General features: G+C 54.2%; 12 protein-coding genes. 2 read left to right on the plus strand and 10 right to left on the minus strand.

What is annotated here, in order from left to right; translation table 11 throughout:
• Window positions 1–63: 63 nt before the first annotated feature.
• Both AC6I1V_RS05085 and AC6I1V_RS05090 read right to left on the minus strand, forming a co-directional pair.
• On the minus strand, window positions 64–2,262 hold the full coding sequence (locus tag AC6I1V_RS05085; protein ID WP_497736915.1) for a pyocin knob domain-containing protein: 2,199 nt from the start codon (window positions 2,260–2,262) through the stop codon (window positions 64–66).
• 2 nt (window positions 2,263–2,264) lie between these two features.
• On the minus strand, window positions 2,265–5,255 hold the full coding sequence (locus tag AC6I1V_RS05090) for a phage tail tape measure C-terminal domain-containing protein (RefSeq protein WP_497736916.1): 2,991 nt from the start codon (window positions 5,253–5,255) through the stop codon (window positions 2,265–2,267).
• A 141-nt stretch (window positions 5,256–5,396) separates the two neighbouring features.
• Between AC6I1V_RS05090 and AC6I1V_RS05095 the strand changes: the two genes are divergently transcribed.
• Window positions 5,397–5,675 carry a zinc ribbon domain-containing protein gene (locus tag AC6I1V_RS05095; RefSeq protein WP_497736917.1) on the plus strand — a complete coding sequence of 93 codons (279 nt, stop codon included), beginning with the start codon at window positions 5,397–5,399 and terminating at the stop codon, window positions 5,673–5,675.
• Window positions 5,676–5,723: 48 nt separating this feature from the next.
• Here AC6I1V_RS05095 and AC6I1V_RS05100 read toward each other — a convergent pair whose 3' ends face one another.
• The 6 genes from AC6I1V_RS05100 to AC6I1V_RS05125 form a co-directional block, all read right to left on the minus strand.
• A complete protein-coding gene (locus AC6I1V_RS05100; protein ID WP_497736918.1) occupies window positions 5,724–6,062 on the minus strand; it encodes a DUF4410 domain-containing protein in 339 nt (112 codons plus the stop codon).
• A gap of 141 nt (window positions 6,063–6,203) precedes the next feature.
• Window positions 6,204–6,782, minus strand: a complete 579-nt coding sequence (locus AC6I1V_RS05105) for an ATP-dependent Clp protease proteolytic subunit (RefSeq protein WP_497736919.1) — start codon at window positions 6,780–6,782, stop codon at window positions 6,204–6,206.
• Window positions 6,783–7,405: 623 nt separating this feature from the next.
• Window positions 7,406–8,530, minus strand: a complete 1,125-nt coding sequence (locus AC6I1V_RS05110; protein WP_486854866.1) for a glycosyltransferase family 4 protein — start codon at window positions 8,528–8,530, stop codon at window positions 7,406–7,408.
• A gap of 152 nt (window positions 8,531–8,682) precedes the next feature.
• Window positions 8,683–8,997, minus strand: coding sequence for a c-type cytochrome (locus AC6I1V_RS05115; protein ID WP_486854867.1), 315 nt, complete (start codon window positions 8,995–8,997; stop codon window positions 8,683–8,685).
• Between the two features lie 1,633 nt (window positions 8,998–10,630).
• Window positions 10,631–11,989: an aminotransferase-like domain-containing protein gene (locus AC6I1V_RS05120; RefSeq protein WP_486855016.1), complete on the minus strand. Its 1,359-nt coding sequence runs from the start codon at window positions 11,987–11,989 to the stop codon at window positions 10,631–10,633.
• 9 nt (window positions 11,990–11,998) lie between these two features.
• Entirely contained in the window at window positions 11,999–12,877 is an 879-nt protein-coding gene (locus tag AC6I1V_RS05125) for a PHP domain-containing protein (RefSeq protein ID WP_337430995.1), read from the minus strand.
• 202 nt (window positions 12,878–13,079) lie between these two features.
• Between AC6I1V_RS05125 and AC6I1V_RS05130 the strand changes: the two genes are divergently transcribed.
• Window positions 13,080–13,286 carry a Trm112 family protein gene (locus AC6I1V_RS05130; protein WP_302552823.1) on the plus strand — a complete coding sequence of 69 codons (207 nt, stop codon included), beginning with the start codon at window positions 13,080–13,082 and terminating at the stop codon, window positions 13,284–13,286.
• A gap of 258 nt (window positions 13,287–13,544) precedes the next feature.
• Here the strand turns inward: AC6I1V_RS05130 and AC6I1V_RS05135 are convergent, their stop codons facing one another.
• Window positions 13,545–14,282, minus strand: coding sequence for a DUF4851 domain-containing protein (locus AC6I1V_RS05135; protein WP_308770455.1), 738 nt, complete (start codon window positions 14,280–14,282; stop codon window positions 13,545–13,547).
• 328 nt (window positions 14,283–14,610) lie between these two features.
• Window positions 14,611–15,900: a cell division protein FtsZ gene (gene ftsZ, locus AC6I1V_RS05140; protein ID WP_302552821.1), complete on the minus strand. Its 1,290-nt coding sequence runs from the start codon at window positions 15,898–15,900 to the stop codon at window positions 14,611–14,613.
• Window positions 15,901–15,927: the final 27 nt, after the last annotated feature.

Here is a 15,927-nt window from a genome sequence, read left to right on the forward strand (position 1 = left end):
CGTGCGCATGTACATAGATATGGCTATGTTGCTGAACAAAATGGATTCCATGTTATACTCTATTTAGGCAGTCCGTCCCATGTATAGAATCAAAGGGATATGTACGTGGGCCGGTACGAACTCATCTCCATCATGTTCATCCCATACAAGGGCTGAATCGAATCCTACATTAAAAGGCCGGCTTACTTTTATATTTGAACTGTAGACGGGTTCATTCGCTTGGGATGAGATTGTATAGACCGCGCCTCCCGTTCCGATTGTCGGTATGAACGCCGAATTCCATCCGGTCACCCATGTGCCGGAAATGTGTCGTCCTTTATCCGTGACAGTCTCACCAGCTTGTCCCGCGCCCGTGCAAGCTCGGAAAAACTGGCCGTCCAGCTTAGGGACATATAATCCCGTGGGTTTAGCCGCATTGGGACGCCACTTGCCAAGGTTTGCTGCTATGGTTGCACTGTCGGCATTATAAGCGAGCAGCATCCCGGCAAATCCACCGTCATCATAGACTTTTTTCAGTTCAGGCCAGTCGGAGAACAGGACAAGGTCTCCGTTCGCCCAGACATGGTTCTCAGGGAGGGTCGTCGAGCGCCAGTAGCGCGGGACGCCGAGGAAAGAGAGGCGTAAGGCTTCCAAGCTGTCGTACACTGTTTTTACAGACTTAGTGGACGCCGCCGTCTTCGAGTCCGCCAAGTTCACGCTGTCCGAAATCTTCGTGAGCGCTGGCTTGTACTCCCCGCCTCCGGTCAAAAAGCTTTCCTGCTGTCCGGCGGCTGCGGGTGGTACAAGGCCGCTCGTCCCGGCGGTCGATGCCGTCGCACCTTCGTAGTTCGGGACTGATACCTTTCCATTGGTGAAATAGAGCCCATCGCCAAGAGAAACGTCCGTCAATATCCAACGCCACGGCGACCACGTACCGCCCGACATCATCTCACGAGTGAAAATATTCCAGTCATTACTACCCGGCGTACCTAACCGGTATACAATCTGACGACATTCCATGATTTTACCGACGGCATTCTTACATGAAGCAACATAGACTATACCATTGACGGCGGTGCCTGGAGGTGTATTCAAGCCGGGATTATTATCATCACCCCACTTTACCCGGTAAACGCCAGATTCCAAAAAAGTATTTAAATCCGCGATGCGTGTCGTAGGAATATTGCCAATCTGCCCACGGTCAGAAGCCAGATCCGACGCATCACCGCCGATTGCCAGGTCTTTCGCTACAGCTTCTCCAGAGGCATTGGCGATAACTGTCACCCCGTCTTTAAGAAATGTTCCGGGATCGCCTTTATCCCCTTTTTTTCCTTCTGGGACACCGATGGTGAGGATGCCTGTTGACGAATCGAAACTGGCCGTAGCCTTCGAGCCTGCGGCGAGCGTCTTTGCCGCAGCGCCAAGATCCTTGAACTCTGCCAGCCGTTCGGCCGCCTCCTCAGCGGATGCTGCTGCCGCATCGGCCTGTTTTTTTGCAGCAGCCGTCTGAGCTTTCCCCTCGCTCTTAACCGCCGCTATTTGCTCACTTCCGGCGTCTTCCACGGCTTTAACCTGTGCCGTCCCGGCACTATTCACCTTTGATACCTGTGCCGTCCCGGCTGAATTGACGGCTGTAGTCTGCTTCGTCCCGGCGCTGTTTACCTTGGATACTTGGGTAGTCCCGGCTGAATTGACGGCTTCAACCTGTGCCGCCCCCGCCTCCTCAATGCGTTCGATGCCCGCTTCCACGGCGGCGGGTATCTCTGCCGCCGTATCAGCCGCTTCCTTTGCGCTTGCGGCGGCCTTTTTGGCGTAGTCCTTCGCATCGTCACGAGCCTGTTCCGCGTCAATCGCCGCCTGAACCGCCTTATCAGCCCCCGCATTAATTGTATCCATGAGATCGGATACGGACGGTTGCTCTTGTTCGGTCGGCGCAAGCTCAACGATTTGCAGCGTGACCTCAACCTGCGCCACAAACGGAGACTTTCCATCCTCAGAAGACGAAATAGGGGAAGACACGAACCGCGTCTTGTATGTCAGCCCACGGGAGGGGTGCAGCCAAAGGAACTCAATGGCCCGGTGGTCGGCGTAGAATTGCTTGAGGGCCACAAAATCGCCAAGACGCATGATCTTCCACGTCAGTTTCGTCGGCCCTTGCCGCTCTTTCGAATAACGGACGCGGGCCGCATCGTCGCCGGTCTCGGATGTGGCCTCGATGTACGGATCATCGACGCTTTCCGAAAGCGAAGAAGGTTTCGGTATATATGACGGCCAGTAATCCATGACTACCTCATGTTGAGCACGTTACGCATGTTCATCTCGTTGTTCTGGTAAGCATCGATGACGACGCCCACCACCCATTTCCGCCCGTCGAAACGCGCGGCCCCCTGAGACGCCTGGAGCGGTTGCCCTGAACGGTTTTCAAGCTCGACGGTGATGTTGATGTTCTGTGGGGAAGTACCCGTTTCCGCCCGAACGCCCAAATACCCGCCAGACATCCGCGCGAGCGGCATGACGGCCTCCGGCCCGGCCTCGCCCATGAGGCCAGCACCCTTGGCGTAACGGGAAATATGCCGATCATGGGTGAAGAATGTCGGACTGGAAACGATGCCGTTCCGGTATGATGAAAGGTCGCCGCCGAAGAAAACCCCGCCAGCAGCGAATGAATTCCTGCCTATAAAGGAATTTGCCCAGCCGCTTGAGATGGGGTTATCCATAACCGACGCCGTGGCAGCGCCACCTCCAAGACTGAACAAACTCGTCAGGCCACTGCCCAATGCACCAGCCAATGGCCCGGTAATGTTAGCCCGCACCGTCAGACGGATAAGATCGGAAATCATGGAATTCACCATGTCCGAGAAGGATAGCTTCCCGGTAGAAGCGAATTCCACTATCGCGTCTTCCATGCCGGAAAAGGCGTTTGTCGTAACATTCTCAAACCCTTGCGCGAGGTTAGTAGCCTCTGAGAAGTATTGCTGTGTTGCACGATAGGCCCCGGCCCATGCTTCCCGGCTGTTCTGGATTTTCTGGAGCCGCAGCCATTCATCAGCAAGTTCTCTGGTAATGCCTACATTCCGAACAAGGTTATCGGCCTGCAATGCCAAAAGAGTATTGGTGTATTCCTGAGACCGCCCATAATCACCAGATAATTCAGCAAGCTCTTTATAAAAATCGGCTGCTGCCTGAGCGTCTTTGATCTGAGATTGTAAGTTAAAGGCTTTTCTGAACTCTTCAACCTTAGCGGCAACCCGGTCTGGCGCTTCCCCCAAGGCAATTAAGCGTTTTCTTAATTCCTCAGATTGTCTGCTCAGTTCCATCATCTGCGCTTTTGCTGTATCGCCGCGCATATTGGCAATTTGGAGATCTACATCTTGAATAGCCTTAGCAATGTCCTCATAGTGCTTGGCAATAGCTGCTTGAGAATATTCGTCTTGGAGCGCCTTCATTTCCGACATGGAAAGCCCGGCGTTCTTGGCATTTTTTGCAATTTCGACAAGTTTTTTATTCAGGTTGATTCCGAAATCATCTCCGCTGCCTTTAAGACGTTCAATCTCGGCTCGATATCCTTCAAGGGCTCTTCTTGCAGATTCAATACGATTTTTTTGACTTTCAGTGAGCGCCTTATTATTACCTGTATTGGGTTTATTTTTAATTTCTTTTTTGGGAATGTATGGAGTTCCCCCAGTCTCCTCTATTTGTACTGCCTTTTTATTAGTTCCCAAAAATTCTCGTAGCGTACTCAATTGGGAGTTTAAACTACTAAGCCGAGATTGAAGAGCATCAGCACCAGAATACACCTCCATAAAAGGGTTTCCATAATCTGAAATCGACTTTAGTTGCTGTTCTGTTTCAATAATGGCTCTATTGAGTTCGGCTTCTTTTTCATATAATTTTTCAGGATGCTCCCGAAGATTATCAAGATATTCTGCAAGCTCTTCGCTATTTTTAAACATCACATCCTGATTATCGATAATTCCAGCTTGAACAAGCTCAATTGCCAAAAGAGAATTGGAGAAAGATGAATAAAGTGAAGTCAATCCTCCTACAGCGGCAATACCTTTTGGGCCAGCTAGGATCGCAGTAATCAACCCTACTTCACGGATGGGTTCAGGTAAACGGTTCCAGCCATCTGCTGCTTTAACCGCAACATCTCCTATCCAACCGATAATAGAGGTCAAACGGCTACCAATATCACCTGCTGTATCCCATATATTTGAAAGAGTCTCTTTCAATTGGTTAAGCTGTTCAGGATCGTTGAGTTCTTTCAGTGCATTTAAAAAAGAACGAGTCGCAGATAAAAGCCGCTCCCCTATGAAATTGTTCAGCTCTTTATAGGCGGCAACGAGATTTTTAACGTCACCAGAAATTTCGGCATATCCAGTTTTTGCATTGGTCGTAACAAGAGTCTTCTGAATCTCACGGACAGCCTGCTTTAAGTTCTCGAAGAGCCCCTCCCCTGCACCACGGGAAATAAATTGTATATATTCTTCGAGGTTACTCGTCAGACCTGTCCATGTATCCGCAATGGCTTCCCCGGATAGCCTAAATGATTCAAGCCTTATATTGATCTCCTGAAGAAGAGTGCCCTGCTTTTGCCAGTTCCTGACCATTTCCCCGGTTATTCCGAGATTTGTCGCAAGAATATCCTGTGCTCTATTAATATTGCCAGAAAGTAGTGCTTCTGCCTCGGTCCGCATTTGCTCCAACGGGATTTTCATCGCACCCATTGCCTGGGCAATATTCACGGCAAGATCAGGAATTTTTTCAAGCTCAATACCTACGCGAGTAGCAGGGGCTATAATGCCCTGCACTCCGTTTACGAGGTCTTGAGTCGTCGCCGTGGTCTGCAACCCCAACACCTGAATACGTTCCATCATCTGGGCGGCAAGCTCTTGCGCCGCAGTAAATTTTTCAGCGCCTTCCAATACCTTTCCCTGAGAATCAGAAAGTGTATTGGTTGCGGCAATAACGGAAGCAATGGAAAGTTTTGATTCTTCCCATTCCTGATTCGTCGAAACACCAAGTTTTAAAGTTGAGCCAAGGGCGCTCAGTGATTTGTAGGCGGAATAAACTGCTACAAGTTGCTGTGCGAGGGAGCGCAACTGTTGAGCATTCCCTTTTGTCCGAGAAAATGCTGAGTCAAATGTCTTGGAAAGTGAGGCGGTTTTCTTGTCCAGAGTTTCAGTAGCCTGCGATACTCCACCAAGGGCATCTTTTGCCTGTGCGGCACCAGATTTTATACCTCTGGCGTCAATTCCAAGAAAAAGTACGGGCATAGAGCAATAGTCCTTTTTACAGGCAATTCTACGCTATGCACCGTTTTTGCGGAATTAGGGCGCGCAAAAATCTGGAAAAATTTTTTCGATTCTTGACTTTTTTCCCATCCTGTGATGTGCGGATGTGAGGAGGATTACGCTATGTATGGAATTGGCGGTTTTGAATTGTATGCAATTTTTATATGCCTGATCCCTGTTATTTCTGCTGTTCTTGGATACAAGCTCGCTAAAAACAAAAACAGGGAAGCTTGGATCTGGTCATTGGTTTGTTTCTTTTTGCCCTTTGCAGTCATTATTATTTTGATTCTTGGCCCAATACAAAAGCAAGACGATTCCCAGCGCGTCAGGTGCCCATATTGCAAAGAGCTGATCCTCAAGGATGCGGCAGTATGTAGGTTCTGTGGCAAAGATTTAAAGTAAACGAAAGGCGGCTCTTCGGAGCCGCCTTTATTATGCTATTCAGTAACCCTAGTCTTTGTTTTTCTTTATCCCAAGTAATTGCTCTTTGAGGACTTTTACAATCTCCTGCGCCACATCATCAAAAATAGTTTTCCATGCCCCGATGGTGTATCCTCCGCCAGCGGCGATACTGCGATTCACAGGGATTTTAGCCACAAGCACGCCTTCCAGGGTGTAGATTTCACTTTCGGTAACGAGCTTGGTAGCTCCTGCACCGGGAAGCATCCAGCGGGCAAAAGCATTACCGGGGGAATACTGCAAAATGGTTGTTTTGATAACATAATCATTCCCAGCTAAATCCTCCGTGGCGAGCGCAAGCGCTGCGACGTCCCGCAGGAAGTGCTTCATGGGGTTGCCTCCTTTCGGGAGGCGTGCCCCACAGCAGGAATCTATCCCAACTCCTCCCCGGAAGCAAACGAAAAGCCCCTGCCGAGGTGGTAGGGGCTAGTAACGAAACGGGATATATCAATACAAAGTCGCTCGCAGGGATCAACGCTTTTTGATAATGTTGTCGATAATCCCTAGATCCAGTGCTTCTTGAGGAGATAAAAAAGTATCTCGATCCAGCATTGGTTCAAGCTCCTCACGGCCCATTCTGGAGTGTTCCGCAAGAATATCGGTCAGAAGCCCTTTCAGACGAGTAATTTCCTGTGCATGGATCTGAATATCGGACGCTTGCCCGGCATAGCCGCCGTGTGGCTGGTGGATCATGATTCGGCTATGGGGCAATGAAAAACGCCTTCCCGGTGAACCTGCGGCGAGCAGCACGGCTGCCATGCTGGCGGCTTGCCCCATACAGCAGGTTGCCACAGGGCAGGCAATGAACTGCATAGTGTCATAAATGGCGAGCCCCGCTGAGATCAGCCCTCCGGGGCTATTGATGTAAAGAGCTATTTCTTGCCACGGGTTGGCTTGTTCCAGAAACAAAAGCTGGCTGGTGATCATCGTTGCCGTCCAGTCTTCAATGGCTGTATCCAGCACGATGATTCTGTCGCGGAGCATTCGGGAGTAGAGGTCAAGGACATACTCCCGATTTCTCCATGCCTCAACGACAACTGGCGAGGCCATTACGCCGTCCCGCCTCCGGCGGCGGCCGTAACAGGCGCATAGCTCGACATTGGGGTGAAACTTTTTTCTGAGGCTCTGTACTAAGAAAGGATTTATGGGGTAATTGAGAAGGATGATCTTCTTTGAAAATATAAATGCCAAATCACTAATTTTATTAAAAATATAAATTATTTCAATATATTATAAAAACAAACCCTTCTATAAAACAAAGCCTTTTCTGAATAAATGGGAGCTCCCCGCGCTTCTCCCCTCTTCCTTTCAAAAGTTTTTCATTGGCTCTGCTATAGTTTGTGGCTGTTTCATCTCCATAGTGCGGTGAAAATACAGCCTTTTTCTCAGGTTTTCCCCTTGGCGGGATCCACGGCTAAGGCATTTTGCCGGTTATCCCTTTGGAGCTTCAAGGAAAAAAGCATCAACCATTTTCTATAACACAGCCTTTTCATTTATCGAATCCCTAGGCCGTGTCGTTCTTCAAGAAGTAACTATTTGAAACTATTAAAATATATTTTATAGCTCGAGAAATAATTTAATATTTTCAATAGATTATATACAATTGACGACACGCTCCAGCCTGCCATGAAGCAGGCCGTCTTGAAACAGCACCATCCCAAAGCCGGACAGCCCTAGGATGAATGCCGCCGACGGCACGCTTCCGCATAGACAGCCAACGTCTGTTCGAGAAAATCCTTGCCCCGGAGGGACATGATGCGCGTGGAGCAATGCCCGGCCAAATCACGCCTCCAAGCCGCATCCGTCACCGCCCGCCGCAATACGCCGGCCAGCGCGTCCACATCCCCCGGCGCAACCAGTGCCGACGCGGGGAGCAGATCCGGCATGACCCCCACAGAGGTGGATACGAGCGGCCGCCCGCAGGCCATGATCTCAAGCGCGGCCCTGGCGATGGTTTCAGACCACAAGGAGGCGACCACCCCCACGTCTAGCGCGGACAGGCAGGCCGCCACATCCGGGACTTTTCCGGTGATGGTCACATACCGTTCCATGCCCGCCTCACGGATCCACGCTTCAACCTCTTCCTGAAGCGTCGCCGTGGAAAAGCCGAGAAGCAGCAGCCGGATGTTCCGCACGCCTTCATCTACGAGCTTCGCCAGCGCTGCGATGGTTTCCCTTTGCCCCTTCACGAGATCAAACCGTCCGAGCAGGCCAACGACGCATTCGTCATCCGTAAAGCCATATCGGGCACGGACTTCCGCCCTGCCCTCAGGATCAAACCGGAAACGCTCCGTGTCCACGCCGCCCAAAATCATATGCAGCCGCTCGGCGGGTACATGCATCTTTTCCGCGAAGTGGCGGGCCATCACCGAATTGGTGGCGATAACCGCGTCAGCCACCCGCGTGTGCAAAATCCGGTTGGGGAGGTTCCCTTTCGGGAGCCGCTGATCCCCTCGCGTGCGGACAAGCGCGTATCCGCCCATGCCTTTGAGCAGCCCCCAGAACAAAAAGGATTCCCCCCGGTGGCAGTTCACCACATCGGGCCGGAACCCGCGGACAAGGCGCCCCATGTCACGGATGAGCCCGGGGAATTCCAACGGATTTTTGGCATTCAGCGGCATGGACAACGGACGCAACCCCATTTCCTCGGCTTTGGCGAAGGTTTCCGTGCCCGCCAAAGCCACGACGCGGCTTTCGTGCCCCGCAGCATTGAGCAGGCGGGCGAGCTCCAGCCCATACCACGCTGTGGCGTTGAACCAACGGACATTGACGACCTGAATCGAACGGAAAGAAGACATGGGCATTCCAGAAAAAGAAAGGTGCTCAAGGGACTTTTGCTGTAACACAAGCCCCGGACAGGGACAAGGATCCCCATGCCGAACGCCAAAAAGCGGCCCCCAATGGGTGCCGCTTTCAAGGAGCAAAGGGAGGTGAGACCTTTTTTACGGAATTACATCTTGTTGATATAGGCCGCAAGATCCAGAAGCTGCTTGTCGGACAACGGCTTCAATACCTGCTGCATGCCAAGCAATTTGGCGTCGGTGAAGGTGCCGCTCTGGTACGCCTTCATCTTGTCCATCAGCTCGGATACCGGCTTCCCAGCAAGGCCGTTGCCGTTCAGCGTATGACAGGGGACACAGCCATCATACAGGGCGGCACCTTCAGACGGATTGCCGCCGTCGGGCCACGTCTGGGCCTGCGCCGCTCCCGCCGCTACGAGCAGGGGAAGGGCCAACACGCACGCATATTTCATGAAACCACGCATAGGGATTCCTCCTCGGAAGAAGCATTTGGTTTCAACCAAAATACGCTGCCTGACATTTCAATCAATGATTATAACTAGATACAATAAATACACAAGACCCTGCCATAGGAAACGGCTTACACCTCATCTATTGAAATTCCAAATGGATAACGAAGGTTCTGTTAGAGCATGTGGCTGCTTCATATCTACAACATATTGAAAATACAAACTTTTTATCCAGTTTTCCCATTGACGGAATCCATGACTAGGACATTTTGTTGGCTATTCCCTTGGAACTTCAAAGAAAAAACATCAACCATTCTCTATGACACAGCCATAACTAAATAAAAGGCCCCAAGCATGGAGCCCACCAACAGAAAAACTAAAGAAAAACCTGTATTTTCAATATACTGTAGAGATAAACCAGATTATGGCACAGCCATACCCCCAAATCCTTTACAAAAGGCTGTGTTATAGAAAACGGTTGATGTTTTTTCCTTGAAATTCCAAAGGGACAACTGGCAAAATACCTTAGCCGTGGATCCCGCCAAGGGGAAAACTGGAAAAAAGGTTGTATTTCCACCGCACTGTAGAGATGAAACAACCACATACTCTACCAGAGCCTTACAAAAAGCCGCGTCGCAGAAAACCGATTGATGCTTTTTAAAGTCCCAAAGACATAACCAACGCAATGCCCCAGCCATAAAGCCCCAAAAAAGAAAAATGGGAGAAAAAAGCTGTATTTTCTATGCTCTGAAGTTGAAACAACCGCATCCCATGACAGAGCCTAAAAAATGGCTGTGTTTAAGTTTGTGGCTGATACAAGATTCCAACTGGAAAGGAAGAGTTCTTTGGAAATTATTTGGAGGTCTCGCAACAATTCTTCAAAACTGGATTTCATGTAATGAACAAAAAATGAGAGAGGCCCACATCACTAGACGTGGAACGAACTTTTATCTCTTGATTTTCATTGAAAAAAATCATCAACCGTAAAATTGAACACAGCCAAAAAATCCTTGCAGATCCCCCCATTCCAGCAGTCCTCCCTTTTCCACGAAACGACAACAAAAAGATTCCTGCTGCCATAGGCCCTACGCGTCACAGTGCCCCTTACCCGCGCGGGAATAAACATTGAAGCCCTGTCCACGGCGGCACACAACAGAGCCCCTCCCCTCAGAAAAGGAACCCCCGATTATGGTAGGCTCCACGCGTCACAGCCCTCCTTGGCCTATACAGGGCATAAACGCCACTCGGAAAATAGGCTCCATCCCAACCCCATAATCAGCCAGCCCCTCCAACCCCAGCCTCACAGTCAACCAGAACAACCATCCAACCCGGTAGCCAACTCCAATGAACAACATTCAATTATACGCAAGGCGCAAGAGCTTCTCGCCTCGGACGTGCGGGCCGACTATGATACGCAAGGCGAAGAGAGAGAGAGAGAGAGAGAGAGAGAGAGAGAGAAGAAAGAAAAAGAAAGCCGAAACTGCCCTTCCAACGAACGCCATACGATAATACGCCCAAACCTGCATCAGGGATTCGATAAAGGCAAAAGTCTTGGGAGGGAGGGGGTGGGGTTTGGGGAGGGGGAGGGAACCTTTCTCCAGAAAGGTTCCCTCCCTCTCCCCAATCATCCTCACACAACACCCCTACCCTACCCGTGCAGCATCCCGGCAAGCGTGCCCAGCGCATCAGCCAGCGCTTCCCGCGTGCGCACGCCGCCGAGCGCCAAACGCACGCCCTGCTCCGGCGAGGCATGGCTGAGCGCGAACAGGTCACTGTCCGCCACAATGATCCCACGCTGGCGCGCGGCTTCGGCAAAAGCCACCGCCGCCCACGGATCAGGCAGCTTGAGCCAGCAGAAAAAACCCGTAGTCCGCGTCTCCAACGGAAAACCATCCAGAAGCTGACGGGCCAGCGCGTTCCGCTCCGCCGCCTCACGGCACTTGGCGGCCAGCACTCGATCCGCCGTGCCGTTGCGGATCCACATGGCCGCCAGTTCAGCCATGAGCGGAGGGGCCATTGAAATGGTGTAGGAAACCGTCCGCTCCAGCTCGGCAAAAACGGCATCCGGCGGGCACAGATAGGCGATGCGCAGCCCGCCGCTCAGGGCTTCGCTCGTGGAGGCGATGAAACAACAGCGCTCCGGGGCCAATGACGCCAGCGGCGGCAGATTGTGCTCCAACGAGAGGGCGTATACGTCGTCCTCAATGATCATGACATCATAACGCCGACAGATCTCCACCAGCTCCCGGCGGCGGTACTCAGGGATCTGCGCCAGCGTGGGATTCTGGCAGGTGGGCATCAAATACAGCCCTTTGATGCCCCCGGCCCGGCAAGCCGCTTCCAGCGAATCGGGCAGCATCCCTCCCTGATCCATCCGAATGGGCGTCAGGTTGAGCCGCAGGCGGCGGGCAAGCTGCTTGAGGAGCGGATAACTGAGCTGTTCGGCGGCGATGCGATCCCCCGGATTGAACAGGGAGGCGAGTACCGTCAAAAGCGCGTGCTGCGCCCCCGCACAGACGAGGAGGTTCTCCGGCGAAACGGCCAGCCCGTACCGCCCCGCCCAATGAGCCCCGGCCTCGCGGTGCCGCAACAGGCCGCGCGGCTGCTGATAGCTGCTGAGTTCCTTCAAATCGGCATAGCGGGACAACTCGGCTACGGCCTCGTTCAAATCCGGGTTCAGATATTCAAAAGGCGCAATAAACCCCAGATCATACATCCTGCCCGCGCCCTCGTATACGTCCACGTCGCGGCACGGCGCGGTCACAAAAGTCCCCCGCCCGGTCACGCCCACGGTCAAGCCGCGCTGCGCGGCCTCGGCGTAACCCCGGCTCACGGTCCCGATGGTCACGCCGAGCGCTTCGGCCAGCTCCCTGTGCGTCGGCAGCGATTCGCCGGGCGCAAGGCAACCATCCTCAATGCCCTGCGCGATGGCGTTGGCAACGAGCATGTACTTGGCCTCGCCGGGATGTTCCCGCGCCTGATCCTGATACAGTCCGAGCAGTTTCATACGGCTGGCCTACAAGACCTCCGAAGCGCCGTCAACAGGGCTTTTGCGCCGGGCCTTGAGCGCATCGAGCAGCGCCGCCGTCACCCGCAAGCCCCCCTTGCCGCGCCCGAGCTCCACGCCCGGCTTCGCCATGCCGTGATAATCCGAACCGCCGCTGAGACCGAGGCCGTACCGGGCAGCCAGCTCCACGCAGAACCGCTCGTCACGCGCGGAGTGCTCGCTGTGGTAGGCTTCGATGGCCCCAAGGCCCGCCTCTTTGAGCCGGGGGATGATTTCGTCGAACCACGACGGCGGGCAACGGATCAGCATGGGATGCGCAAAGCTCACCACCGCACCGAGATCCGCCATGAGGCTTACCCCCTCCTCCGGGGAGAGCAGCGTCCGGGGCACGTATGCGGAGCCGTAATAGCCGAGATACAGCTCAAAGGCCTGTGCGAAGCCGGACACGATGCCGCGCTTCTGGAGCACGCGGGCGATGTGGGGCCTGCCGACCGATTCGCCCCCGGCCTCATCCAGCACTTCCTGATAGCTTATATTGATGCCGATAGACCGGAGCTTGTCGAGAATCTTCAGATTGCGCTCTTCCCTGTGCCCACGCAAGCGGGCCAGCTCCGCATCCAATGGGGCGGAATGCCGGGGCAGCCACAACCCAAGCAGATGGATTTCCCCATACTGCCCCTGCACGCCGAGCTCGCACCCCCGGATGATCTCCACCCCGTACTCGCGCCCGGCGGCTTCCGCTTCATCAAGCCCGGAAACCGTATCGTGGTCGGTCACGGCAACCGCCGCGAGCTTCAAGGAAGCCGCCCTGCGTATGAGCTCCCTGGGGGTGTCCGTACCGTCGGACGCCGTGGTATGCGTATGCAAATCAACAAAACGGGGCTGCATGATTCCTCCTCATCGCCGCCCTGCGGGAGAGACATTCACCTTTTCGATGATTTTCTAAAAAACTCATTTTAAATTCCATACAGTTGAATACAAGTTTCATTGAAAACGCGAATATCCCCCTGCCGGAAGGCGGCTTGTCCTCCGCAACGGAAGGCGTTACACTCTTCATTTATCCGTCAACACTGCGCCAAGGAGACGCTTCATGGCCCTGAATCCCGAACTGCTTGCCCTGCTCGCCTGCCCCGTATGCCGGGGAGAGCTGGAACCTGTGGACAACGAAAGCGGGCTGGAATGCCCGGCCTGCGCCTTGGTTTTTCCTGTGCGCGACAATATCCCCATCATGCTTCAAGAAGAAGCCATCCGCAAGGACGATTGGGAACGCGGACAACGCAAAAAGCAATCCCGCTGAGACAAGAAAAGCATGCCCACCCCGGACATGCTTTTCCTTTATGAAAAAAATACATTGCCGCCCCAGTCCGGGATGCTCCCATAAGCCCAGCCGTCCGCAGGCATCCAGATGCCCGCACTCCCGGATGTCCACACCCAGCTCAAAAGCGCAGCCAGCCGCAGGGCATCCGAATATCGGGGGGCAGCCGCCCCTTTTCATGTGGGACGGCAATCCCTATGAAACTCCGGGCTATGCGGCCCCATCCGGGAAGCGGCCCCATCAATTGGAGGCGTTGGGGAACAAAGGTTCCTTCATGGACATGCTGCCGAGGAAACTCCCCATAGAACGGGCATTGAGCGTCTTTATGTACGGGGCCGCATCCTTGGGCAAAGGGGCCCCGCCGTATTGGACATGGAAAACCTTGGCCGCACGTTCGCGGAATGCCTGCACAGCCTCGTTGTACACCGGCACCTCGGAAACGCCCTTGAGCGACGCGGGAAGCGGTTCGCGGTATTCGAGGATGAGCTTGGCGCGCTTGAAATCATTCAGACAGGCGAACCGCTGCACCAGCCAATCAATGGAGGCCCACTGCTCCTCAGGCACGAACAACGAGGCAAAAGGATCTTTGGCCCCATTCACGATACGGATATTCCCATAAAAGCTTTCACCGCCAAAGACCGCACCCATATTCCGCTCCGCCAGAGGCCCGCTGAACGTCAGGGGGTCCCATTCCCAAGCATTGTTGGGCACAAAGGAAAGGGCCACGACAGCGACGGGAGACGCAGCATCCGTTCCGTATACGGAAACAAAGGTTTCCGGGAACTGGTAGCCTTGATCCGTACTCAGGAACGGGGCGATCTGGCCGTGCGCAAGCATCGGCATATCCGCAACACTGACGGAAACGTCGGGACGCGCCGGAGAAACCAGCGTCGAGCCTTCAAAGCCACGGTAGAACGGCGTACAGGCTGAAACAGCCACAACCATGCACCACAACAGAAAAAACCGGATCGTTTTCATAGCTATCTCCGAATCTATGCCTTATAAAGCCCTATTGCCGATAAATACGCCCGAACCTCTGAGGACGCCACCCTTTTTTTGGGCACTCCACAGCCGTTGCCTCTTGCCTCCAGCACGCCGCCATTCCCATATGGACTGATGGGGATATATCGGGAAAGGGAGAGGCGGCTTTTTCCGGGAAAGAACATTTCCTTCCATTCCCAAACCGGCCAGCGCGAAGGGCACCGAAAAAACGAGAGGCCCTCTCCACAGGAAAGGGCCTCTCTGAAAGAGCCGGATGGATCTGCCTTTGAATGCCGGTCGGCTGAATTATACGCTCCGGCCGGGATCAGTTGGCCTGCTTGCGGATGAACGTAGGCAGCTCGATTTCCTCTTCCTCGAAGATAAACTCTTCACGGCCGGGGTTATGCTTTGCCTGCTTGGAGAGCTGCTCACGAGTCCGCAGGAACGTGGGCACAATACGCTCGTCATCGTCAGCCGGAAGATTGTCGAATGTGCGGGGTATGCGCGTACGGGGCAGCGGATGCTCCTCGACGGGGGACTGCTTCTGGTAATTCAACCCGGAATGCGAAGGCTGCGGCTGCTGAACAGGACGCTGCTGGGGCCGGACGGCAGCCATATTGGCCTGCCCGCCCTGCACGACCTTCGGCGCGGTATTGCCCTCAATGCCCGTAGCGATGACGGTGATGCGGATCTCGTCCCCGGCGTTCTCGTCGGTGGCGCACCCGATGATGATGTTGGTATCGGCTTCGCCCAGCGCGTCGTTGATGTAGGCGGACGCGTCGTTGAATTCCTCAAAGAGCAGATCTTCGTTGGCCGTAATGTTGATGAGCACCGCCTTGGCCCCGGCGATGGACACATCTTCCAGAAGCGGGCTGGTGATGGCCTTGCGGGCGGCTTCGATGGCACGCCCTTCGCCCGCAGCGATGCCGGCGCCCATCATGGCCAGGCCGGATACGCTCATGACAGTGCGCACGTCGGCGAAGTCCACGTTGATGAGGCCGGGGACGGTGATGAGGTCGGAAATGCCCCGGACGGCCCGGTGCAGCACGTCATCGGCGCATTTCAGCATATCGCTGAGCTTCGCCTTCTTGGGGGCGATGGTCAGCAGGCGGTTGTTCGGGATCGTGATCAGGCTGTCCACATTTTCACGGAGCTCGGCAATGCCCTGCTCCGCGGCGCGGGCGCGTTTCGTGCCCTCGAAAAGGAACGGTTTGGTCACGACCCCCACCGTCAGGGCCCCCAGCTCACGGGCGGCCTGCGCCACAATGGGGGCCGCGCCCGTCCCGGTGCCGCCGCCCATGCCCGCAGTCACAAAAACCATATCGGCATCGCCGATGGCGTCCTTGATCGCGCCGATGCTTTCCTGCGCCGCATCACGGCCCACGTTGGGATCGGCCCCGGCCCCAAGCCCTTTGGTCAGCTTTTCACCGATCTGGAGCTTGATTTCAGCCTTGGAGCGAAGCAGGGCCTGCGCATCCGTGTTGGCGCAGATGAAGGTGACTCCCTTCAGGCCCGCCATGATCATGTTCTGCACGGCGTTGCCGCCGCCACCGCCGACACCGATGACCTTTATATTCGCGGGGGGGGTATCCGCTTCAAACTGCATATCCATCATAGCTCCTCCTCAAAGAGAACAACTACT

This window comes from Bilophila sp. T19-St14, from assembly GCF_059728385.1.